Annotated in this window: 24 protein-coding genes; 13 read left to right on the top strand and 11 right to left on the bottom strand. The window is 69.1% G+C overall.

Annotation, left to right across the window (positions count from 1 at the left end; translation table 11 throughout):
• Positions 1–51 precede the first annotated feature (51 nt).
• Positions 52–1,014: a magnesium/cobalt transporter CorA gene (gene corA, locus BDD16_RS09020; protein WP_179633639.1), complete on the top strand. Its 963-nt coding sequence runs from the start codon at positions 52–54 to the stop codon at positions 1,012–1,014.
• 160 nt (positions 1,015–1,174) lie between these two features.
• Positions 1,175–1,618 carry a hypothetical protein gene (locus BDD16_RS09015; protein ID WP_179633638.1) on the top strand — a complete coding sequence of 148 codons (444 nt, stop codon included), beginning with the start codon at positions 1,175–1,177 and terminating at the stop codon, positions 1,616–1,618.
• Between the two features lie 10 nt (positions 1,619–1,628).
• On the opposite strand, the gene BDD16_RS09010 is transcribed toward BDD16_RS09015, so the two are convergent.
• From BDD16_RS09010 to BDD16_RS08970, 9 genes are all read right to left on the bottom strand, one after another.
• Positions 1,629–2,078: a nuclear transport factor 2 family protein gene (locus BDD16_RS09010; RefSeq protein WP_179633637.1), complete on the bottom strand. Its 450-nt coding sequence runs from the start codon at positions 2,076–2,078 to the stop codon at positions 1,629–1,631.
• A 10-nt stretch (positions 2,079–2,088) separates the two neighbouring features.
• Positions 2,089–2,862, bottom strand: a complete 774-nt coding sequence (locus tag BDD16_RS09005) for an SDR family NAD(P)-dependent oxidoreductase (RefSeq protein ID WP_179633636.1) — start codon at positions 2,860–2,862, stop codon at positions 2,089–2,091.
• A gap of 13 nt (positions 2,863–2,875) precedes the next feature.
• Positions 2,876–3,424: a DUF3833 domain-containing protein gene (locus BDD16_RS09000; protein WP_179633635.1), complete on the bottom strand. Its 549-nt coding sequence runs from the start codon at positions 3,422–3,424 to the stop codon at positions 2,876–2,878.
• The gene (locus BDD16_RS08995; protein WP_179633634.1) at positions 3,421–4,680 is read right to left on the bottom strand and encodes an MFS transporter; all 1,260 of its coding nucleotides are present in this window, start codon (positions 4,678–4,680) and stop codon (positions 3,421–3,423) included. Before BDD16_RS08995 ends, BDD16_RS09000 begins: the two co-directional genes overlap by 4 nt.
• Positions 4,677–5,240 (bottom strand): chalcone isomerase family protein, encoded by a 564-nt coding sequence (locus BDD16_RS08990; protein WP_179633633.1) that lies wholly within the window; start codon positions 5,238–5,240, stop codon positions 4,677–4,679. The genes BDD16_RS08995 and BDD16_RS08990 overlap by 4 nt, the downstream gene beginning before the upstream one ends.
• The gene (locus tag BDD16_RS08985) at positions 5,237–6,469 is read right to left on the bottom strand and encodes an SAM-dependent methyltransferase (RefSeq protein ID WP_179636068.1); all 1,233 of its coding nucleotides are present in this window, start codon (positions 6,467–6,469) and stop codon (positions 5,237–5,239) included. The genes BDD16_RS08990 and BDD16_RS08985 overlap by 4 nt, the downstream gene beginning before the upstream one ends.
• A 112-nt stretch (positions 6,470–6,581) precedes the next feature.
• The gene (locus BDD16_RS08980; RefSeq protein ID WP_179633632.1) at positions 6,582–7,361 is read right to left on the bottom strand and encodes a DUF1365 domain-containing protein; all 780 of its coding nucleotides are present in this window, start codon (positions 7,359–7,361) and stop codon (positions 6,582–6,584) included.
• Positions 7,358–8,674: an NAD(P)/FAD-dependent oxidoreductase gene (locus BDD16_RS08975; protein ID WP_179633631.1), complete on the bottom strand. Its 1,317-nt coding sequence runs from the start codon at positions 8,672–8,674 to the stop codon at positions 7,358–7,360. Before BDD16_RS08975 ends, BDD16_RS08980 begins: the two co-directional genes overlap by 4 nt.
• 279 nt (positions 8,675–8,953) lie before the next feature.
• Entirely contained in the window at positions 8,954–9,526 is a 573-nt protein-coding gene (locus BDD16_RS08970; protein ID WP_179633630.1) for a glutathione peroxidase, read from the bottom strand.
• A 155-nt stretch (positions 9,527–9,681) separates the two neighbouring features.
• Here BDD16_RS08970 and BDD16_RS08965 point away from each other — a divergent pair, with 155 nt between their 5' ends.
• From BDD16_RS08965 to BDD16_RS08950, 4 genes are all read left to right on the top strand, one after another.
• On the top strand, positions 9,682–10,626 hold the full coding sequence (locus tag BDD16_RS08965) for a MerR family transcriptional regulator (RefSeq protein WP_179633629.1): 945 nt from the start codon (positions 9,682–9,684) through the stop codon (positions 10,624–10,626).
• An 87-nt stretch (positions 10,627–10,713) separates the two neighbouring features.
• The gene (locus BDD16_RS08960; protein ID WP_179633628.1) at positions 10,714–11,274 is read left to right on the top strand and encodes a cytochrome b; all 561 of its coding nucleotides are present in this window, start codon (positions 10,714–10,716) and stop codon (positions 11,272–11,274) included.
• A gap of 28 nt (positions 11,275–11,302) precedes the next feature.
• On the top strand, positions 11,303–11,875 hold the full coding sequence (locus BDD16_RS08955) for a YceI family protein (protein WP_179633627.1): 573 nt from the start codon (positions 11,303–11,305) through the stop codon (positions 11,873–11,875).
• 43 nt (positions 11,876–11,918) lie between these two features.
• Positions 11,919–12,494 carry a YceI family protein gene (locus tag BDD16_RS08950; RefSeq protein ID WP_179633626.1) on the top strand — a complete coding sequence of 192 codons (576 nt, stop codon included), beginning with the start codon at positions 11,919–11,921 and terminating at the stop codon, positions 12,492–12,494.
• Between the two features lie 7 nt (positions 12,495–12,501).
• On the opposite strand, the gene BDD16_RS08945 is transcribed toward BDD16_RS08950, so the two are convergent.
• Together BDD16_RS08945 and BDD16_RS08940 are read right to left on the bottom strand one after the other, a co-directional pair.
• Complete coding sequence (locus BDD16_RS08945; protein ID WP_179633625.1) at positions 12,502–12,759, bottom strand: hypothetical protein; 258 nt, start codon at positions 12,757–12,759, stop codon at positions 12,502–12,504.
• A 189-nt stretch (positions 12,760–12,948) separates the two neighbouring features.
• On the bottom strand, positions 12,949–13,110 hold the full coding sequence (locus BDD16_RS08940) for a hypothetical protein (RefSeq protein WP_179633624.1): 162 nt from the start codon (positions 13,108–13,110) through the stop codon (positions 12,949–12,951).
• Positions 13,111–13,325: 215 nt separating this feature from the next.
• Between BDD16_RS08940 and BDD16_RS08935 the strand changes: the two genes are divergently transcribed.
• From BDD16_RS08935 to BDD16_RS08905, 7 genes are all read left to right on the top strand, one after another.
• Entirely contained in the window at positions 13,326–14,357 is a 1,032-nt protein-coding gene (locus BDD16_RS08935; protein ID WP_179633623.1) for a hypothetical protein, read from the top strand.
• Positions 14,354–15,334 (top strand): LacI family DNA-binding transcriptional regulator, encoded by a 981-nt coding sequence (locus tag BDD16_RS08930; protein ID WP_179633622.1) that lies wholly within the window; start codon positions 14,354–14,356, stop codon positions 15,332–15,334. The genes BDD16_RS08935 and BDD16_RS08930 overlap by 4 nt, the downstream gene beginning before the upstream one ends.
• 64 nt (positions 15,335–15,398) lie before the next feature.
• A complete protein-coding gene (locus BDD16_RS08925; protein WP_179633621.1) occupies positions 15,399–15,692 on the top strand; it encodes a type II toxin-antitoxin system RelE/ParE family toxin in 294 nt (97 codons plus the stop codon).
• 5 nt (positions 15,693–15,697) lie between these two features.
• Positions 15,698–16,015: an addiction module antidote protein gene (locus BDD16_RS08920; protein ID WP_179633620.1), complete on the top strand. Its 318-nt coding sequence runs from the start codon at positions 15,698–15,700 to the stop codon at positions 16,013–16,015.
• A 292-nt stretch (positions 16,016–16,307) separates the two neighbouring features.
• Positions 16,308–17,509, top strand: a protein-coding gene (locus BDD16_RS08915; protein WP_375139092.1) for an IS3 family transposase whose coding sequence is annotated in 2 segments (ribosomal slippage) — positions 16,308–16,596 and positions 16,596–17,509 — 1,203 coding nt in all. Because the reading frame shifts where the segments join, the coding sequence is not laid out codon by codon here.
• Complete coding sequence (locus BDD16_RS08910) at positions 17,506–18,477, top strand: Gfo/Idh/MocA family protein (protein ID WP_179633619.1); 972 nt, start codon at positions 17,506–17,508, stop codon at positions 18,475–18,477. Before BDD16_RS08915 ends, BDD16_RS08910 begins: the two co-directional genes overlap by 4 nt.
• A 142-nt stretch (positions 18,478–18,619) precedes the next feature.
• On the top strand, positions 18,620–19,864 hold the full coding sequence (locus BDD16_RS08905) for a YbiU family protein (RefSeq protein WP_179633618.1): 1,245 nt from the start codon (positions 18,620–18,622) through the stop codon (positions 19,862–19,864).
• The last annotated feature ends 8 nt before the right edge of the window (positions 19,865–19,872 follow it).

The following is a 19,872-nucleotide window of genomic DNA, read 5'->3' as shown; positions in this document are numbered from 1 at the left end:
CAGTCACCCTCGGTGAACGTCCCCCTCCGGGCACGATCTGCAGGAGTTCCGATGCTCAACGTCTTCACCCTGGCCAACGGCCGCCTGTTCCAGGAAGAGATCGACGCCCCCGAGGCGCTGGCCCATGTCGCGCCGGTCTGGGTGGATCTGGAAGCCCCCACCGCCCAGGAAAAAGGCTGGATCCAGGCGCGCTTCGAGCTGACCATCCCCGAGAACATCGTCGATGACGATCTGGAGGAGTCCGCCCGTTTCTACGAGGAAGACAACGGCGAGCTGCACATCCGCTCCGACTTCCTGATCGACGACGGCGAGACGCCGCGCAACGTGCGCGTGGCCTTCATCCTGCACCACAACGTGCTGTTCTCGGTCCACTCGGAAGACCTGCCCGTGTTCCGCCTGCTGCGGCTGCGTGCAAGGCGCATCCCGGCCATGATCGAGGACGCCAAGGACGTGCTGCTCAAGCTCTACGACGCCGACGCGGAATACTCGGCCGACGCGCTCGAAGGCATCTACGACGCGCTGGAGAAGGTCAGCGCGCGGGTGCTCAAGCAGGACGTGGACGACCACGCCGCCGGCGAGGCGCTCTCGGCCATCGCCCACCAGGAAGACCTGAACGGCCGCATCCGCCGCAATGTCATGGACACGCGCCGTGCCGTGAGTTTCATGATGCGCAGCCGTCTGCTCAATGCGGAACAGTTCGAGGAAGCCCGGCAGATCATGCGCGACATCGACTCGCTCGACTCGCACACCGCCTTCCTCTTCGACAAGATCAACTTCCTGATGGACGCCACCGTCGGTTTCATCAACATCAACCAGAACAAGATCATCAAGATCTTCTCGGTGGCCTCGGTCGCCATGCTGCCGCCGACGCTGATCGCCAGCATCTACGGCATGAACTTCCAGCACATGCCCGAGCTGACGCAGACCTGGGGCTACCCATTTGCGCTCGGGCTGATGCTGGCGTCCGTGGCGGCGCCGCTGATCTACTTCCGCCGCAAGGGCTGGATGCGCTGAGCGCCACCATCGGAACGCCTGTCTGCCAACTATGCACACCGGAACTGCGCAAGTGATCGCTAGACTCGATGGAACCCGGCCGTCCCACGGCCGAGCGCACCAGGAAAGCCCGCAGCAGCCATGGCGCATGCGGGGGATGGGGTTGCTGGCAGGTTGGGCCGTGGCCTGCCTGCCAGCATTCGCCCAGTTCCAGTCCGTGCCGCCCCCACAGCCGCTCGACGAGATCGCCACGCTCGCCACCGCCTCCGCCCGCAATGCCAGCGAGTACCGCATCGAGGCGGCACGCCACCTGTACATGCGCTACTGGCCGCAGATCCTCGACGGCAAGCTGCCCCCGATGCTGCACGCCGTCGCCGCCTTCCGGACCACCGTCGACAGCCGCGGCCGCATCACCGACCTGCGCATCACCCGCTACCCGGCATCCGCCCACGAGGTGGTGCCATGGATCCAGCGCCTGGTCTACGCCGCCGAGCCCTATCCGCCGCCGCCGCGCGGCATGAAGAGCGTGGTCTACCCCGAGGTCTGGCTGGTCACGGCCGAAGGCAGGTTCCAGCTCCACACGTTGTCCGAGGGACAGGCGGATTCCGACGATCCGGCCGAGTAGACCGGCGCATTCAGCCCGCCGCCTGGCGCTTGAGCCAGCGCATCAGCGCACCGAGCACCGGCAGCTTCTCGTACAGCTCCTCGGCCGCGTCCCAGTAGTCGCGGTGCAGCACCAGCCGCCCGTCCGGGCCGAAGCGCAGGTGCGAGCCACCATGGATCGTCGTGGTGCCGGGTCCGAGCCGGGGTGCTTCGAACAGGAAGTCCCAGGTCAGGAAACACTGGTCGCCCTGCGCGATGGCGTCGAGCACGACAAACCGCGGCGAGCCGAGCCCGTCGAACATATGCGCGAACACGCAGCGAATGCCCGGAATGTCGTGGACCTCGTTGAACGGATCCTTGAAGCGGGCGTCGCTGGCGTAGACCTCGTCCAGCCGGTCCAGGTCGGCCGGCGCCAAGTGTTCGAAGAAGGTGATCACGCGGACCACACGCGGGTCCGCGTGGCGCGGCATCGGCAGGGTCATGGCGTGGTCCTCAAAGCCCCGTGGCGCGGCGCACCAGCGAGAAATACAGCCCGTCGCCGAGCAAGCCCAGCAGCTTGAGCACCCGGCTGAAGCGCTTGGGGAAATGGACCTCGAACTCGCCCCGCGCCCAGCCCTTCAGGATCTCCGCCGCCGCCACCTCGGGCGTGATCAGCGCCGGCATCGGGTGGGTGTTCTGCGCGGTCAGCGGCGTCTCGACGAAGCCGGGGTTGATGACGGAGACGTCGATGCCGCTGGGCTTCAGGTCCATCTGCAGCACCTCGGCCATATTGATCAGCGCCGCCTTGGTCGGACCATACGCCAGCGCCTGAGGCAGCCCGCGGTAGCCGGCCACGCTGGCGACGAGGCTGATGTGGCCGCTGCGCTGGGCCAGCAGCGTCGGCAGCACGGCATCGAGCATCCGCATCGCGCCGGTGACGTTGATGTCCTGGTGGCGGATCACCTCGTCGAGGTCGTAGGCGGTGGCGCGCACCGGCAGGTAGTGGCCAGCGCAGTACAGCGCCAGGTCGAGCCGCCCGTGCCGCGCCAGCAGTTGCGCCATGCCCGCCTTCAGCGCACCGGGGGCGGCAGCGTCGAGCGGCAGCGCCATCGCGCCGGGATGGGCGGCGGCAAAGGCCTCCAGGGGTGCCGCCTTGCGCGCCGAGACGACCACCTTGGCGCCACGCCGCGCCAGCGCTTCGGCCGTGGCCAGACCGATGCCGGACGAGGCGCCGACGATCCAGACGACCTGTCCGGTCCAGTCGCGCAGGGGACGGTTGATGGGCATGTCGAACCCCGGCTCAGGGTTTGTGGAAGGCCAGCGTGACCTCGCCGAGCCGGATGCCGAACTTGCTCATCACCGCCTTGTTCAGCATCACCTTGTCGTCCATCAGGTACATCCAGTCGTCGAACTGCACCTCGTACACCTTGCCATCGACCGGCAGCTTCAGCGTGTACTGCCAGCGCAGCGCATTGCCCGCCGCCCGCCCCTGTGCTTCGCCGAGCACGTCGTCGGCGCGGCCGGTGTAGCGGCCGTCGCCGAGGTCGGTCAGGCGCCAGACGCGGCGCTCGGTCTTGCCGTCGCTGTAGAAGAAATCCTCTTCGAGCACGCCTTCGTTGCCGCTCCAGCGCCCGACCATGCGCACGGTGAAGCGCCGGGCGACCTTGCCGGAGCGGTCGGTGAAAACGCCGTGGGCGGTCATCGGGCCGTTGAAGTACTCGCGCAGCACGAGCTTCGGGGTCTCGCGGGCGTAGTCGTCCACTTGCGGCCCGGCACACGCGGCCAGCAGGGCGGTCGCGGCGGCCAGGGTCAGACACCGCACCGATCGGGTCAGGTTCTTGGCATTCATGGAGTCTCTCCTTCGATCACCCGGCGCAGGCGCCACAAGGCCCCCAGCGCCAGCAGTTTCAACACACACGGCAGCGCCGCATACGCCAGGCTCAGCGACCACAGCGCGTCGGCCTCGCGGCTGCCCGGCGTGTAACCCGCCCACTGCAGCGTGGGCAGCGCCAAGCCGGCGGCGAGCGCCAGATTGAGCTTGGTCGCGCTGTTCCACCAGCCGAAGAACGCGCCCTCGGCCGCCCCGCCCTGCCCGCTGCGGCGCACGATGCCGGCCAGCAGCGCACCCGGCACCACCAGGTCCGCCCCCAGCGCCAGCCCGCTGGCCAGGCACACCGCGAAAAAGCCGCCCGTGTCCCCCGCCCCGAGCGCCAGCGCGCCGACAAAGGTCACCACCGCCAGCGCCATGCCCGCCGACCACGTCCGCACCAGCCCCCAGCGCGCCACCGCCCGCACCCACAGCGGCAGCGACACAGCCCCCGCCACGAAATACGCCGCGAGGAAAGCCCCTTCCAGCGCTGGCGCCTGCAGCCGGTCGCGCACGAAGAACAGCACCAGCGTGGCCGGCACCGCACTGGCGATGCCGTTGAGCAGGAACACCGCGATCAGCCGGCGGAACCCGGCCACCCGCCACGGCGCAGCCATCGACAGCGGTGCCGCCACCCGGCTGCGCAGCACTGGCCGCGGCGCCCGCGTCAGCGCAAACAGCGCCACACCCAGCGCCAGCGCAAACACCCCCACCATCGCCGGCAACCCCGCCGCCGACGGCAGCACGCTCGCCAGCACCACGCCGACCAGCGCCGCCCCTTCGCGCCAGCCGATCCAGCGCGCCTGCGCCGCATCACCGCCACCGAGGCGGGCGCCCCAGGTCTGGTGCAGCACGCTGGCGACGCTGTAGGCCAGATACGTCGCCACCAGCAGCGCGCCACACCAGCCCAGCAGCGCCGAGGAAGATCCGCGCACGCTCGCCGGCGGGAAGAACAGGCCGGTCAGGCCGGCCACGAGCGCCAGCGCCACCAGCCCGAGCACGGCCCAGACCCGCGCCATCGCCCCGCCCAGCAGCGCATCGACGCGCTGGCCGATCCACGGGTCCACCAGCGCGTCGAGCGCCCGCACTGCGAGCAGCACCCCGCCCAGCGCCGCCAGCGGCACACCGAACTGCGCCGCGTAGTGGTTCGGCAGCACGACGTAGAGCGGCAGCGCGACGAAGGCCAGCGGCAGCCCGAGCGCGCCGTAGGCCGCGCCGGACGAGGTGGCCGCGTTCATCCCGCCGCGCCCAGCAGCGCCTGGCGCAGCGCCGGCTCCGGACTGCGCGGCGAGAGCCAGATGCCGAAGAACAGCCGCGCGAACTCGGCGCCCGCCACCTCGTGGGTCGGGCGGGCGTTGTGAAAGAAGCGGGCGCCGCGGCCCGGCTGGTGCAGACCCGTGATGCGATCACCGCTGACCACATCGGGAAAGGCCGCCACCATCGCCGCGCGCCAGTCCACCGCCAGCCGGTCCTCGATGCGGTCGATGCGGCGCATCTCGTCGATCGAGCGATCGGCAATGCGCGCGCCGTCCAGCGAGCGGGCGTAGAGCAGTTCCAGCGCGAAGGGCCGCGTGGCGTAGTCCTGCGCGCTCACCGGCTCGCCCGAGACCCACAGGCGCGTGTCGTAGATCGTCAGGCCGAGCCAGCGAAAACGCATCTGCCCCTGCAACTTCGCCCCCGGCAGCGCCGCGCGGACCTCGGCGGGCGGCTCGCTCACACCCTGCGCCGACGCGGTCAGCGCCAGCAGGCCCGGCAGCGTGGCCAGCAGGGTCAGCGACTGGCGGCGGGTGGTCCTCATGGCCGGCGCAGCGTGTACTGCACGACGTTGGTGTTGCCGGTGTCGAACGCCGCCTCGCAATACGCGAGGTAGAAGTCCCACGTCCGCATGAACGGCTCGTCGAAGCCCAGGCGCTGCACCTTGTCGGCCTGCGCGTGGAAATCCGTCCGCCAGCGGCGCAGCGTCTCGGCGTAGTCGGGGCCGAACGCCATCGCCTCTTCCACCACCAGCCCGGCACGTTCGGCGGCCTTGCGGAACTCGGCGTCGCTCGGCAGCAGGCCACCAGGGAAGATGTACTGCTGGATGAAGTCGGTGGAGCGAACGTAGCGCTCGAACAGGTCGTCGCGGATCGTGATGCTCTGGATGCAGGCGCGCCCGCCCGGCTTCAGGCAGCGCGCCACCGTCTCGAAGTACGACGGCCAGTAGCTGCGCCCCACCGCCTCGAACATCTCGATCGACAGCACCGCGTCGAACGGCGTGAAGCCGGGCGCCTTGGCGATGTCGCGGTAGTCCTGCAGACGCAGGTCGGCCTGCTGCGCGGTGCCGTTGCGGGCCATGCGCTCGTTCGCCCAGGCGAGCTGCTCGGTGGACAGCGTGACGCCGGTGACATGGGCGCCGAACTCGCGGGTGCCCATCTCGGCCAGCGCGCCCCAGCCGCAGCCGATCTCCAGCACGCGGTCGCCCTGCCCGACGCGGGCCTGCTGCAGCGCGCGGCGCACCTTGGCGTGCTGCGCATCGGGCAGCGGCCTGGTGTGGTCGCCCTCGAACCAGGCGCTCGAATAGTTCATCGTCCCGTCGAGCCACAGCCGGTAGAAGGCGTTGCCGAGGTCGTAGTGGGCGTGGATGTTGCGCTTGCTGCCTTCGCGGCTGTTGCGGTTGCGCAGGTGGCGCAGGCGGTAGAGCAGCGAGCCCCACCAGTTGCCGAAGATGAGCTGATCGACCGCCTCGCGGTTCGCCAGCAGGAAGCGCAGCAGGCCGGGCAGATCGGGCGTGTGCCAGCCGCCGGCGATGAAGGTCTCGGCGAAGCCGATGTCGCCCGACTTCAGCACGGCCGAGAACAGCGACCAGTCCTTCACCGCGATCGACGCATGGGGCACCGCACCGTGGCCGACACGGCAGTGCGAACCATCGGGCCACTGCAGGTCGAGCGTGCCGCAGGGCAGCTTCTGCAGCAGGCGGAACACGGCGCGGGCTGCGGCCGGCGCGCCGGCGGGCAGCATCAGCGAAGCCGGCGTCAGCGTCGATCCCATCGGCAGACCGGCGCCGGCACAGACGGCCGAGGCGGAAACGGAAGCGGTTCGGGCGGGTGCGTTCATGGTGCGTCGGTTCGGTTGCAGGGGTCGTGGCAGGGGCCGCGGCAGATCAGCGGCTGACCAGCGCCGCGGGCGGCACCGGCTTGCGGAAAAAGGGCACGCGCTGCCACCACAGGTGCAGCGCCTGCCAGTGGATGCGCGCCATGACGCCCAGCGTCAGCAGCGGGCTGCCGAGCCAGGCCTGGTGCAGCGCGCGGCGGGTCAGCGGCGCGAGCTGACCGCTGACGCTGGTCTGCAGCAGCGGCTGGCCGGTGGCGTCGTCGTGGTCGATGCGGGCGACGGTGCGGTCCACCGTGCGCATGAAGCGGAAGCGATAGCCACCCTCGATGGCGCAGAAGGGCGAGACGTGGAACACCTTGGCCGCCCGCAGTTCGCGGCCCCAGCCGAGCGGCTCGGTCGCCGTGCCGGTCAGCAGGTAGCAGTGGCGCTCGCCGAAGGTGTTGTTGACCTCGGCGACGATGGCGCGCAGCGAGCTGTCCGCCCGGTGCGCATACCAGAAGCTCACCGGCTTGAAGGTGAAGCCGAGCACACGCGGGTAGGTGTGCAGCCAGACCTCGCCGTCGGCGTCGGTGATGCCCTCGTCGGCGAGCAGGCGCTCGAACCAGGCGAGTGCATCAGCGCCGCCGTCGCCGTGGTCGCGGTCGTGGAAACTGACCACGCCGGCGCAGTTGCGCGCGAGCACCGGGTCCGGCTGCGTGCGCAAGGTGCGCATCGGCAGCAGCAGGAACCACGTCGGGTAGCGGAAGGCCCGCCGCACTGGCCGCAGCCGCGTGTGGCGCACCTCGCCGCGGCCGATCAGCGCACGCACCGGGCCGGCGTCGGGGGTCATGCCAGCTCCAGCGTGCGGGTGCCGGCCCACTGGCGCTGCAGACCGCGCACGACGTTCAGCCCCGACTTCAGGCCGTCCTCGTGGAAGCCATAGCCCGTCCAGGCACCGCAGAACCAGGTGCTGCGCCGGCCCTGGATCGACGGCAGGCGGGCCTGCGCGTCGATGGCGGCGCGGTCGAACACGGGGTGGCTGTAGTCGAACTCGGCCAGCACGTGCTCGGCGCGCACCGGCCGTACCGGGTTGAGCGAGACCACCACCGGCTGCTCGAAGGGCATCGGCTGCAGGCGGTTGAGCAGGTAATGCAGACAGACGCCGGCATCCTCAGTCGCCGCGTCGCCCGCGTGCTCGTAGTTCCACGCGGCCCAGGCCTTCTGGCGCCGGGGCAGCTGGCCCACGTCGGTGTGCAGCACGGCGCGGTTCGGGTGGTAGCGGATCGCGCCGAGCACCTGCGCTTCGTCAGGGCTCGCGTCGGCGCCGAGCAGGCGCAGCGACTGGTCCGAGTGGCAGGCCAGCACGACCTCGTCGTAGTGCGTCTGCCCGTCGCAGGCGGTCACCACCGCACCACCGTCGGCCAGCCGCCGGACCGACTGCACCGGCGTGTTCAGCCGCACGTCGCGCAGCCGCGGCCGCATCTTCTCGACGTAGTTCCGCGCGCCGCCGGTCACCGTGTACCACTGCGGCCGGTCGCTGACCTGCAGCAGCCCGTGGTTGTGGCAGAAGCGGATCATCGTGGCGATCGGGAACTGCAGCATCTGCGCGGTCGGGCAGGACCAGATGCAGCCGATCATCGGCAAGAAATACCAGCGGCGGAAGGTGTCGGAGTAGCCCTCGGTGTCGAGGAAGTCGCCGATGGACTGGGCGAGCTGGGCTTCGCTGCCGGTGCGGGCGAGTTCGGTGGTGCGCTTGTTGAAGCGCATCAGCTCGCGCAGCATGCCCAAGAAACGCGGGCTGAACAGGTTGCTGCGCTGCGCGAAGACGGTGTCGAGGTTGCAGCCGCTCCACTCCAGCGCGCCCTGCTCGGCCTGTACCGAGAACGACATGTCGGAGGCCGCGGTCTCGACGCCGAGTTCGGCGAAGAGCTTCAGCAGTTCCGGGTAGGTCCGGTGGTTGAAGACGAGGAAACCCGTGTCCACGCCGTGGGTGTGGAGCCGGCCGTCGGTGCCGGGCAGGGTCACGTCGACGGTGTGGGTGTGGCCGCCAAGGTAGTCACCGGCTTCGTAGAGGGTGACGTGGCAGTCCTGGCCAGGGGCGCTCAGGTGCCAGGCGGTGGACAGGCCGGCGATGCCGGAGCCGATGACAGCGATGCGCCGCATGGCTCAGCACCCCGCCCGGAAAAAGAAAGCCCGTGCAGCACCCGGCGACGAAGGAGGGAGGAGGGAGGAGGAGATGAGCCGCCTCCGGGGGACTGCCGGCTCCGGAGAGTCGATCAGGCTGCACGGTTGAAAATCGTTGATCGGGACCATGCTGGCTTCATACGCAGCGCAGCCCGGATCGGATCGGATCGGATGCAGGCGATTGGAGGAAGCGCGGCGCGCAAAGTTCCAGGGGCTTGGTAGCGATTTGTTCGTGGTTCATGTGGTGCACTCCAGGCTTCAGCGCGCGCTCAGCATGGCCCGCACATCGCGCAGCAGCGCGGCGTCGTCGGGTTCGGTCAGGCTGGTGTAGCTGCGCACGGTCTGGCCATCGCGGCTGACCAGGTACTTGTGGAAGTTCCACAGCGGCGACTTGCCCGAGCGCCTGGCCAGGTCGGCATAGAGCGGATGGGCCTTGTCGCCCTTGACCGTCACCTTGCTGAACATCGGGAACTTCACGGCGAACTGGTTCTCGCAGAACGCCGCGATCTCGGTGGCCGAGCCCGGCTCCTGCCCGCCGAAGTCGTTCGACGGAAAGCCCAGCACCACCAGCCCCTCGCCACGCAGGCGCTCGTACAGGGCTTCGAGTCCCTTGTACTGCGGCGTGAACCCGCACTGGCTGGCCGTGTTCACCACCAGCACCACCTTGCCGGCGTACTGGCACAGCGACTGGGGCTGCTCGTCCTGCAGGCGCGGCACGCTGCGGTCGAGCAGCGCCGGACAGGTCGCCGCCTGTGCCGGGCCGATCAGCGCCACCAGTCCGACGGCACAGAGGGCGTGTGCAGCGCGTGAAACTTGCCGTGCCTTGAACATGATTTGTTTTGGGCAAATGTTGGATTGAGGTTTATATTAGGCCTCATCATGGAATTTAACAAGCATTTGTCCAAGACACACCAGAGACACCGGGTTGACAGCGGCAGACGCTGCAGCCGGCCCCGTTTCGGTGTACGGCACACTCGGAGCCCCTGATGAACGACCGGGCACCCGCCGCACTGCACATGCTGACCATCGCCGCCGTCGAACGCGACACCCGCATCGGCAAGGACACCTTGCGGGTGTGGGAGCGTCGCTATGGCTTTCCCGCCCCCCTGCGCGACAGCAACGGCGAGCGCCTCTACCCCCTCGACCAGGTCGAACAGCTGCGCCACATCAAGCGCCTGCTCGATGCCGGCTGGCGGCCCGGGCGGGTGGTCGGCCTGCCGCTGCAGGACCTGCAGGCCATCGGCGACCTCGGTCGCGGCAGCAGCGCCACCGCCCTCCCCCGCGACGACATGGCGCTGAGCGCCGAACCGCAGGCGCTCTACACGCTGCTGCGGGCCCATGACGTGCCCGGGCTGCGCCGCGCGCTGATGCAATCGCTGCTGCGGCGCGGACTGGGGCACTTTGTCGGCGAGGTGGTGACGCCCCTGCTGGTCGAGATCGGCCAGGCCTGGTCGCGCGGGCAGCTCGCCATCTTCGAGGAGCACCTGTGCAGCGAGACGATCGAGACCGTGCTGCGCTCGGCCATCGCCTCGGCGCCCGAAGCGCTGGCCGACGGCGCGCCACGCGTGCTGCTGACCACCTTTCCGGACGAGCAGCACGGTCTGGCGCTGCTGATGGCCGAGGCGCTGTTCACCGTCGAAGGCTGTGCCTGCATGAACCTGGGCCGGCAGACCCCTGTCCAGGACATGGTGCTGGCTGCCCATGCACACCGGGCGCAGGTGGTCGTGCTGAGCTTCTCGTCGCTGAGTCCGGTGGGGTCGTCCCTGGACCACCTGGCCGACCTGCGCGCGCAGTTGCCCGACCCGGTCGAGATCTGGGCGGGCACGCCGCAGGCGGCCATGCTGCGCCGTGGCGTGGCCGGCGTGACCCTGCTGGACAACCTGGCGCAGATCCACACCGAAGTTGCCCGCTGGCGCGCGGCGGCGCGCTGAGCCTGCGCGCCGGCATTCAGCTTTTTGCTACGCATGCGTCAAGCCCGGTGAACTTGCGCTGGCGCAAGGCCCGGCAGACTGGCGGCCATGACAACGCGCAACACCTCCTCCCGCTACCACGGCCTGTCGATCGCCTTGCACTGGCTGCTGGCGTTCGGTCTGGTCGGCTCCTTCGCCGTGGGGATCTACATGCACGAGCTGCCGTTCTCGCCGACCCGCCTGAAGCTCTACAACTGGCACAAGTGGGCGGGCGTGACGATCCTCGTGCTGTCGGCCGCACGGCTGGCGTGGCGGCTGGTGCAGCGTCCGCCCGCCCTGCCGGCGCGCATCCAGGCCGCGATGCCCGGCTGGCAGACCACCGCCTTCCACGCCACGCACCACCTGATGTACGGGCTGTTCTTCGCGGTGCCGCTGACGGGCTGGGCCTACAGCTCGGCCGCCGGCTTCCCGATCGTGTGGTTCGGCGTGCTGCCGCTGCCGGACTTCGTGCCGGTGGACAAGGCGCTGGCCGAGGCGATCAAGCCCTTCCACGAACTCACCGCGTTCGCGCTGGCCGCGCTGGTCCTGGCCCACGTCGGCGCCGCACTCAAGCACCAGTTCATCGACCGCGACCGCCTGCTCGGCCGCATGGGCATCGGCCCGGTCTGAGCCCTCTCACCTGTTTCGGAGCGTTCCCATGAACACGTTCAGCACCGCGGCGCTCGCCGCCACCGCCTTCCTCGTGCTGGTCAGCCAGCCCGTCCTCGCCCAGCAGAAGCTCGATGCCGCCAAGAGCGAGATGGGCTTCGTCAGCAAGCAGATGGGCGTGCCCGTCGAGGGCAAGTTCCGCAAGTTCGACGCACAGGTCGCCTTCGACCCGAAGAAGCCCGAGGCCGGCAAGGTCAGCTTCACCATCGACACCGGCAGCGCCTCCTTCGGCGCGCCCGAGACCGACGCCGAAGTGGTCAAACCGACCTGGCTGGGCGTGACCAAGTTCCCGCAGGCCACCTTCCAGTCCAGCGCGATCAAGGCCGTCGGCGGCGGCAAGTTCGAGGTCACCGGCAAGCTCGCCATCAAGGGCAGCACGCAGACCGTCGTGGTCCCGGTCGCGCTGACCCAGGCGGGCGGCGCCACCACGGCCACCGGTGGCTTCACCCTCAAGCGCCTCGAATTCAAGATCGGCGAAGGCGAATGGGCCGACACGTCGATGGTCGCCAACGACGTGCAGGTCAAGTTCAAGCTGCTGCTGAGCGGCGTGCCTGCGCTCTGAACGTCCTGAATTGCTCCTCACCAACCCTGAAGGAAACCCTCCCATGAAGAAGACCCTGCTCGCCCTGGCCCTGGTGCCCGTCCTGTTCGCCTCCGCCGCCCAGGCCCAGAGCGCCACCTACGCGATCGAGCCGACGCACACCTTCGTCACCTTCGAGATCGACCACTTCGGCACCTCGACCAACCGCGGTCGCTTCGACAAGAAGGAAGGCACGGTCCAGTTCGACCGCGCCGGCAAGTCCGGCAAGGTGGACATCACCATCGACACCACGTCGATCAACACCGGCACCGCCCCGTTCGACGGCCACCTGAAGAGCGCCGAGATCCTGAACGTCGCCGCCCACCCGACCGCGCGCTTCGTCAGCGACAAGTTCGTGTTCGAGGGCGACAAGGTCAAGGAAGTCACCGGCCAGTTCACGCTGATGGGCAAGACGAACCCGGTCACGCTGAAGGCGACCAAGTTCAACTGCTACATGAGCCCGATCATCAAGCGCGAAGTGTGTGGCGGCGATTTCGAAGCCACCATCAAGCGCAGCCAGTGGGGCGCCAGCTATGGCATCAACTACGGCTTCTCGGACGACATGCGCCTGGTGGTCCAGGTCGAAGCCGTCAAGCAGTGAGCCGTGGTCAGGTGGTGAAGCCCTGACGACCCAGGGCACGGGCCAGCACCGTGCCGATCATCTCGCTCGCCGTGCGCCAGGGTGCGCGCGGCTGACGCGGGGTGAACCCCAGCATGGACAGCGACCCGACCAGCGTCATCACGATCGATGCCAGCGCCGCGGCCAGCATGACAGCGGGACACACCATCACCACCAGGAACAACCGGGCCAGACCGGTCGAGGTGGTGAACAGCTCCGACCAGCGGATGCGCCTGTGGTACTTCATGACGGGCTCCTCCTGAAGACTTGTCACGACTGGTCTACATCAGATCCATGTCGTAACACTGGTCACACGAGAATACCTTGATTCGGGGGAATTTTCGTCACCAGGGACAACTTTGCGCGCTTTTACAGAGCGGCAATGTCCCTGGGGCCGATGGGCGCGATACTGGCCGCGCCTGTGCGGCTGACAGGATCAGCGCTTGCGGTCCATGCGCAGGGCGAAGGCCATGCTGCGCTGGTCACAGCCGATGCGGCCGTAGTCGAACGTTTCCTGCTTGCGACCCTTTTCGGTCTGGCGCTCCTGCATCGGCAGGCGGCGCGGGGCGGGATGGTCGGTGCGGAGAAGGTGCTTCATGGCGGTAGGACTCATCGGGGTTTTTTCACATCTTCCGGTGACATGCCGAATGTCGCTTGAAGGTGAACTTATTGATACCGCTGACAACGCACGAGTTAATCTTGGGGATGACAGCGCATCAGCGACCCCGAAGAAACAAGAATGAACGCAGGATCGTTTACTAAACGATCTGCATTTTCTACACTTGAACTCCCGGAATACCAGAGTTCGAGCCCATGTTTTTCCCTGCCGAGCCCCCTGCCGACGCCCGATCCATCGACTGGCCCCACGGCCGCCTGACCCTGCACCGTCTGGGGGCGATGCTGGCGCCGGTGGTCTTCACGGCCCCGGGGCAGCCGGATTTCTCGCCGATGCAGATCGCGCCCTGGCACGCCGAGCCGATCGGCGCGGCGCAGGTCGGCCTGATGCGCGGCCTGCGGGGTGACTGGCCGTGTGTGCCCTTCGGCCGCACGGACCGGCCGGCGGATCTGCCCGCCAGCTGGTCCGCCCGCACCCCGCACGACGGCTGGGGCCACGGTTACAGCGCCCACCACGACTGGACCTGGCTCGCCACCGACGATCCGCACACCCTGGCGCTGACGATCGCCCTGCCCGCGGCCGACCCGATCGCGCGGCTGACCCGGACGGTGCGCGCGCAGCCCGACGCAGCCGTGGTCGACCTCAGCCTGTGCATCGAGGCGCGGGTTCCCTGCACGCTGCCCGTCGCCCTGCACCCCACGCTGCGGCTCGATGCCGGCCGCGTTGCACTCGACCTGCCGCCACATGGCCCCGGTCTGAGCTACCCGGTGCCGGCCGAGCCCGGCCGTTCGCGGCTGGCGCCGGACCAGCGCTTCGACCGGCTCGACGCCGTGCCCGCCACCGACGGCCCGTCCGCCGACCTCACCCGCTTCCCGCAGTCGCAGGACAGCGAGGACCTGCTGCAGTTGATGGCGCTCGGCGGCCCCGTCACCGCCCGCTATCTGGACTGCGGCTGGGCGCTGGCGCTGGACTGGGACCGCGCGCTGCTGCCGGACCTGATGCTCTGGGTCAGCCACCGGGGTCGGCTGTATCCGCCGTGGAATGGCCGGCACTTGGCGCTCGGGGTCGAACCGGTGTCCGGCGTGTTCGATCTGGGCCGGGTCGCTGCGCCGCCGGCCGATCACCCGCTGTCCGCCCGCACCGGCCTGACGCTCACGCCCGGCCAGCCGCTCGTCGTGCGCAGCCGGTTCAGCGCCCGCCCGCTGTCCGCCGCGGAGTGCCAGCCATGAGCGGCGATGTCACCGTCCGCGACATCGCCAACGCCGCGGGCGTGTCGGTCGGCACCGTCTCGCGTGCGCTGAAGAACCAGCGCGGCCTGTCCGACGAGACGCGCCGCCATGTCCGCCAGGTGGCCGCGGACCTCGGCTACGACCTGTCGCGGCTGCGCTCGGGCAAGGCGCCGCGGCTGGTGTTCCTGATCCACCGGCACCACAGCAACTTCGCCGTGAACCCCTTCTTCGCCGAGGTGATGCACGGTGTCGAGGAGGGCTGCCGCCAGTTCGGCGTGGCGCCCACGCTGCTGAGCGCGCGGCAGGGCGACGCGGTGGGCAAGCTGCTCAAGCTGCACGAGCCCGATGCGCTGCTGGTGGCGGGCTACTTCGAGGACGAGGTGCTGGCGCAACTGACCGACCTGGGGCTGCCGCTGGTGCTGGTCGATGGCTGGATTCCCGGCTGCGCCGCCGTCAACCCGGACAACACCGGCGGCGGCTACCAGGCCACGCGCCATTTGCTCGACCTCGGCCGACAGCGCATCGCCTACATCGCCGGCTCGCTGGCGCACTTCAGCATCCGCGAGCGCAGCCGGGGCTACCGGCGCGCCTTGTTCGAGGCGGGGGTGCTGGCCGATCCTGATCTGGAAGCGCTCGCGCCGCCGGGGATGGATGACGCGGAAGGGGCGGCGGCGGCCATGCGCACGCTGCTGCGCCGGCGATTGCGGCCGGACGCCGTGTTCGCCTACAACGACAGCGCGGCGCTGGCGGCGATGCGGGTGTGCCTGGACGCCGGGCTGCGCATCCCGGAAGACATCGCTTTTGTCGGCTTCGACGACATCCCGGCCGCCCGCTACGGCGCCATCCCGCTCACCACGCTGCGCGTGGACAAGCAGGAGCTGGGGCGCACGGGGGTGGAGATGCTCGTGGGGGGTGGGGCGATGCCGCAGGAGATGGTGATGGGGGTGGAGTTGATGGTGCGGGAGAGTTCGGGGTGAGGATCGGCGCCGCATGATGGCGGTAGACGATTGACGCGTTGTATCCCATGGGATACAGTTTGCCATGCGTATCCGTACCACAGAGCTGTACCGCGATTGGATCAATGCCCTCAAGGATCGCGCCGCACGTGCACGCATCCAGATGCGCGTTGATCGCCTGGCCCACGGCAATCCAGGCCAGCACCGCAACCTCGCGGGCGGCGTCTCGGAGCTGAAAATCGATGTTGGACCCGGCTACCGGGTGTACTACACGCAGCGGGGCGATGAACTGATCATCCTTCTCGTTGGCGGAGACAAGTCCAGCCAGCAAAGCGACATCACCCTCGCGCAGGACCTCATGCGCAACCTTCAGGAGTAACGGCCATGCCCCAGTCCAGCAAGAACATCCCATCGGCAACCAAGACGGTGGCCTACGATGTCGCAGAGCAACTGCGTACGCCCGAAGAAATGGCCGCGTACCTCGACGCCTGGCTGACAGAAGCACCAGACGACATCGCGGGCATCGCGCGTGCACTCGGCGACATTGCTCGCGCCAAAGGCATGGCGCAGGTGGCAAAAGAGGCTGGACTGAGTCGTGAAAGCCTTTACAAGGCACTCAGCGAAAACGGCAACCCCAGCTTCGCCACCATCCTCAAGGTCACCAAGGCTCTAGGGGTTCAGTTGCACGCAGGCGTGGCTTGAACCAACAGGCCATCGGCGCGGCGGTGGCACCTGCTGGCTGGGCCGCTACAGTGGACTCGAACACCAAGGCTTCCTGAGATCGGGTAGCCAAGAGCACCCGACGCCCCGCCCCGCTTGTTTCGCTCCCAACGCTGACTCCCCCACGGGAAAGTGCGCTGCCCTCCCCGCACGCCGCGCCCTAGCATCCTCGGCATCAAGTCAAGACATGCGAGGACACACACCATGCGCTGGGGTTTCATCGGAGCAAGCAACTGTCCTGGTCTAATGATTTCGCACACACCGATAGGTGGAAATCACCTGGACAACGAACGTGACGAACACGAAACGAAGAGTCTTTGACGCGAGCTTCAAGCTGCAGATCGTGCAGATGATCCGGTCGCAGGGCCTGGGCATTGGCGAGGTCTGCCGGGACATGAAGCTGGGCGAGACGGCGGTGCGGCGCTGGCTGGCACAGGCCGATGCGGAACAGCTGGGGCAGCCTGGCATCGGCAAGCCGTTGACGGCGGAGCACCAGCGCATCCGCCAGCTCGAAGCCGAGAACAAGCAACTCCGGGGCGACGTAGAAGTTTTAAAAAAAGCATCGGCCTTCTTTGCCCGGGAACTGCGATGAGCTTCAAGCTCGTCGGGCAACTGCAAGAGAAGGCCGCGGTGGTGGAGCAGGTTTGCCGGGTGCTGGGCATCAGCCGCTCGGGCTACTACGCGGCCCGCAGGCGCAGCCGAATGCAGCCGGCGGTGTGCGAGGCCAGCGTGCAACTGAAGGCGGCATTTGCGGCCAGCGGCGGGGCGTACGGCAGCCGACGGCTGCGCACGGCGGTGGCCTCGCGTGGCATCGTCATGGGGATCTACCGCGTGCGCCGTTTGATGTGCCAGCATGGTCTGCGCTCGACGTGGAAGCGCAAGTTCGTGCACACGACCGACAGCAAACACGCGCTGCCGATCTCGCCCAATGTGCTGGCCCGACAGTTCAACCCGACGCGGCCCGATCAGGCCTGGGTCGCCGACATCACCTACATCCGCACGCGCAGCGGCTGGCTGTATCTGGCGGTGGTGCTGGACTTGTTTGCGCGCAAGGTGGTGGGCTGGGCGATGGCCCCGGACATGCAGGCCGGGCTGGTGTGCCGGGCGTTGCAACTGGCCATCGTGCAGCGCCAACCTGCGCCGGGCTTGATCGTCCACACGGATCGCGGCAGCCAGTACGCCAGCGCGGCGCATCAGGCGCTGCTGGCCAGACACGGCCTGGTCGGCAGCATGAGCCGCAAGGGCAACTGCTGGGACAACGCGGTGATGGAGCGCTTCTTCCTGAACCTCAAGATGGAGCGCGTCTGGCAGCGCGATTACGCCAACCATGCCGAGGCCACGAGCGACATCGCCGACTACATCGTCAGCTTCTACAACAGCGTGCGTCTGCACTCCACACTGGGCAACTTGCCACCCAATGCCTTCGAGCATCAATCGGCAATCACACAACCTATCGGGCTGTGCGAAATAACTTGACCAGGACAAACATCGCCGAGCGGGTCATCCCGTCGCTGCGCAAGATCGCCGGGCAGGAGCTGGTCGCCGTCTGCTCGCGCAGCGCCCCGCGCGCGCAGCAGTTCGCCGAGCAGCAGGGCCTCGCCAGCGCCCACACCGACCTGAGCGAGCTGCTCGCGCTCGGGCTGGACGCCGTCTACATCAGCTCCACCAACGAGCAGCACGCCGCGCAGACGCTGGCCGCGCTCGACGCCGGCTGCCACGTCCTGTGCGAGAAACCGCTGGCGATGTCGCTGGCGGACGCCGCGGCGATGATCGAGCGCGCCGAGGCCCGGGGCCGCGTGCTCGGCACCAACCACCACCTGCGCGCCTCGGCGCTGCACGGCCAAGTGCGCCAGATGATCGCCGACGGCGCCATCGGCCGCGTCCACGGCGTGCAGGTCTCGCACGCGGTCTACCTGCCGCCGCACCTGCAGGGCTGGCGGATCGACGCCCCCGGCGCGGGCGGCGGCGTGGTGCTGGACATCCTCGTCCACGACGGCGACCTGCTGCGCTTCCTGCTGCAGACCGAGCCGCGCCGCATCACCACCGTCACCCGCCAGCACGGCCTCGGCCAGGGCCAGGTCGAGGACAGCGCGATGAGCCTGCTCGAATTCGACGGCGGCGTGCTGGCGCAGACCCACGAGTCCTTCGTCGCCAAACACGCTGCGACCCGGCTGCATGTGCTCGGCACCGAGGGCGCGCTCTACGCCGAAGGCTCGCTGACGCAGGACGGCGGCGGCCGGCTGTGGCTGCGCGACACCAGCGGCGAGCGCGAGGTTCCGGCGCCCAAGGTCGACCTGTACGAGATCGGCTGCGACGCCTTCGTGCGCGCCTGCGCCGGCCAGGGCGCCCCACTGGCCAGCGGCGCAGACGGCGAACGCTCGCTGGCCGTCGCGCTGGCCGCCCTGTCCAGCGCGGCCAATGGCCGGGCGCAGCAGATCGATTGACCGAAACCCCCACCCCAACCCTCCCCCGCTGGGGGAGGGAGCAAGACAGTCAGACCGCAAGACCGGATCGCCTCGCATCGGTTCTCCTCCCCCCAGCGGGGGGAGGCCGGGAGGGGGGCTTCGGAACCAGAAGGAACCCATCATGGAAGCCTGGATGCACGATGTCCCCGGTGCCGTACGCGCCAGCCAGCGCCAGCTGCGCGCCGAGGTGCCCGACCTCGCCGGCCGCTTTGCCCGGCTCAGCGAGGCCCTGAACGACGAGGTCTCGGCCATCCGCAGCGAGATGGCGAGCGGCCACGCCGTCCTCGAGATCGCCTACGCCGACATCGCCGCCGGCCGCGTCTCCCCGGCCGACACCGCCCGGATCCTCCGCCGCGGCTGCGCGGTGATCCGCGGCGTGTTCGACCCGGCGCAGATCGCCGAGTGGAACGACGAGGTCGTGCGCTACATCGACGAGGTCGGCTACCTGCTGCGGATGAAGGACAAGGCCGGGCTGGACAAGTACTTCAGCGCGCTCGCCGCCGGCCGACCGCAGATCTTCAGCCTCTACTGGTCCAAGCCGCAGATGCAGGCCCGCCAGCACCCGAACCTGGCCGCCACCCGCGCGTGGCTGAACCGGCTGTGGACCTTCGAGAAAGACGGCGTGCGCTTCTTCGACCCCGACCGCCAGTTCAACTACGCCGACCGCATCCGCCGCCGCGAAGCGGGCGACTCGACGCTCGGCCTGTCGCCGCACTCGGATGGCGGCTCGGTGGAGCGCTGGTGCGAGCCGACCTTCCACCACCTGTACCGCGACGTGCTGCAGGGCGACCCGTTTGCCTTCAACCCCTTCGACGGCGAGGGCCGCACGCAGACCCGGGAAATCCCCTCGCCCGCCGTCTGCTCCGCCTTCCGCACCTTCCAGGGCTGGACCGCGCTGACCCGCCAAGGCCCGGGCGACGGCACGCTCAAGCTGGTGCCGATCGCGCGCACGATGCCGTGGATGCTGCTGCGGGCGCTGCAGCCCGATGTGCCCGAGGGCGATCTCTGCGGCGCGCAACCCGGCCGCGCGCTGGGCGCGTCGGAGCAGTGGCACCCCGCGCTGCTCGCCGGGCTGGTGTCGATCCCCGAGGTGCAGCCGGGCGACACCGTCTGGTGGCACTCGGACATCATCCACGCCGTCGAGAACCAGCACACCGGCAGCGGCTACAGCAACGTCATCTACATCGGCGCGGCGCCCTGGTGCGACAAGAACCAGCGCTTCGCCGAACGGCAGGCCGCGGCGTTCCTGGCCGGCCGCAGCAGCCCCGACTTCGCCCCCGAAGACTACGAACTCGACTTCCCCGGCCGCGCCACGCCCGCCGACCTCAGCCCGCTCGGGCTGCAGCAGATGGGCCTGACCCCGTGACCACCGCA

The sequence above is a fragment of the Sphaerotilus montanus genome (assembly GCF_013410775.1).
Taxonomy (GTDB): Bacteria; Pseudomonadota; Gammaproteobacteria; order Burkholderiales; family Burkholderiaceae_C; genus Sphaerotilus; species Sphaerotilus montanus.
This window is presented reverse-complemented; position numbering and strand designations above follow the sequence as displayed.

Bases quoted from the DNA above. Each gene is read 5' to 3' on its own strand.
- BDD16_RS09000 (WP_179633635.1), bottom strand. From the start codon at position 3,424: ATGAATGCCAAGAACCTGACCCGATCGGTGCGGTGTCTGACCCTGGCC.
- BDD16_RS08960 (WP_179633628.1), top strand. From the start codon at position 10,714: ATGACAACGCGCAACACCTCCTCCCGCTACCACGGCCTGTCGATCGCC.
- BDD16_RS08970 (WP_179633630.1), bottom strand. From the start codon at position 9,526: ATGTTCAAGGCACGGCAAGTTTCACGCGCTGCACACGCCCTCTGTGCC.
- BDD16_RS08975 (WP_179633631.1), bottom strand. From the start codon at position 8,674: ATGCGGCGCATCGCTGTCATCGGCTCCGGCATCGCCGGCCTGTCCACC.
- BDD16_RS08980 (WP_179633632.1), bottom strand. From the start codon at position 7,361: ATGACCCCCGACGCCGGCCCGGTGCGTGCGCTGATCGGCCGCGGCGAG.
- BDD16_RS08925 (WP_179633621.1), top strand. From the start codon at position 15,399: ATGCGTATCCGTACCACAGAGCTGTACCGCGATTGGATCAATGCCCTC.
- BDD16_RS08995 (WP_179633634.1), bottom strand. From the start codon at position 4,680: ATGAACGCGGCCACCTCGTCCGGCGCGGCCTACGGCGCGCTCGGGCTG.
- BDD16_RS08935 (WP_179633623.1), top strand. From the start codon at position 13,326: ATGTTTTTCCCTGCCGAGCCCCCTGCCGACGCCCGATCCATCGACTGG.
- BDD16_RS09010 (WP_179633637.1), bottom strand. From the start codon at position 2,078: ATGACCCTGCCGATGCCGCGCCACGCGGACCCGCGTGTGGTCCGCGTG.
- BDD16_RS08930 (WP_179633622.1), top strand. From the start codon at position 14,354: ATGAGCGGCGATGTCACCGTCCGCGACATCGCCAACGCCGCGGGCGTG.
- BDD16_RS08950 (WP_179633626.1), top strand. From the start codon at position 11,919: ATGAAGAAGACCCTGCTCGCCCTGGCCCTGGTGCCCGTCCTGTTCGCC.
- BDD16_RS08920 (WP_179633620.1), top strand. From the start codon at position 15,698: ATGCCCCAGTCCAGCAAGAACATCCCATCGGCAACCAAGACGGTGGCC.
- BDD16_RS08905 (WP_179633618.1), top strand. From the start codon at position 18,620: ATGGAAGCCTGGATGCACGATGTCCCCGGTGCCGTACGCGCCAGCCAG.
- BDD16_RS09005 (WP_179633636.1), bottom strand. From the start codon at position 2,862: ATGCCCATCAACCGTCCCCTGCGCGACTGGACCGGACAGGTCGTCTGG.
- BDD16_RS08985 (WP_179636068.1), bottom strand. From the start codon at position 6,469: ATGGGATCGACGCTGACGCCGGCTTCGCTGATGCTGCCCGCCGGCGCG.
- BDD16_RS08940 (WP_179633624.1), bottom strand. From the start codon at position 13,110: ATGAAGCACCTTCTCCGCACCGACCATCCCGCCCCGCGCCGCCTGCCG.
- BDD16_RS08990 (WP_179633633.1), bottom strand. From the start codon at position 5,240: ATGAGGACCACCCGCCGCCAGTCGCTGACCCTGCTGGCCACGCTGCCG.
- corA (WP_179633639.1), top strand. From the start codon at position 52: ATGCTCAACGTCTTCACCCTGGCCAACGGCCGCCTGTTCCAGGAAGAG.
- BDD16_RS08945 (WP_179633625.1), bottom strand. From the start codon at position 12,759: ATGAAGTACCACAGGCGCATCCGCTGGTCGGAGCTGTTCACCACCTCG.
- BDD16_RS08965 (WP_179633629.1), top strand. From the start codon at position 9,682: ATGAACGACCGGGCACCCGCCGCACTGCACATGCTGACCATCGCCGCC.
- BDD16_RS08955 (WP_179633627.1), top strand. From the start codon at position 11,303: ATGAACACGTTCAGCACCGCGGCGCTCGCCGCCACCGCCTTCCTCGTG.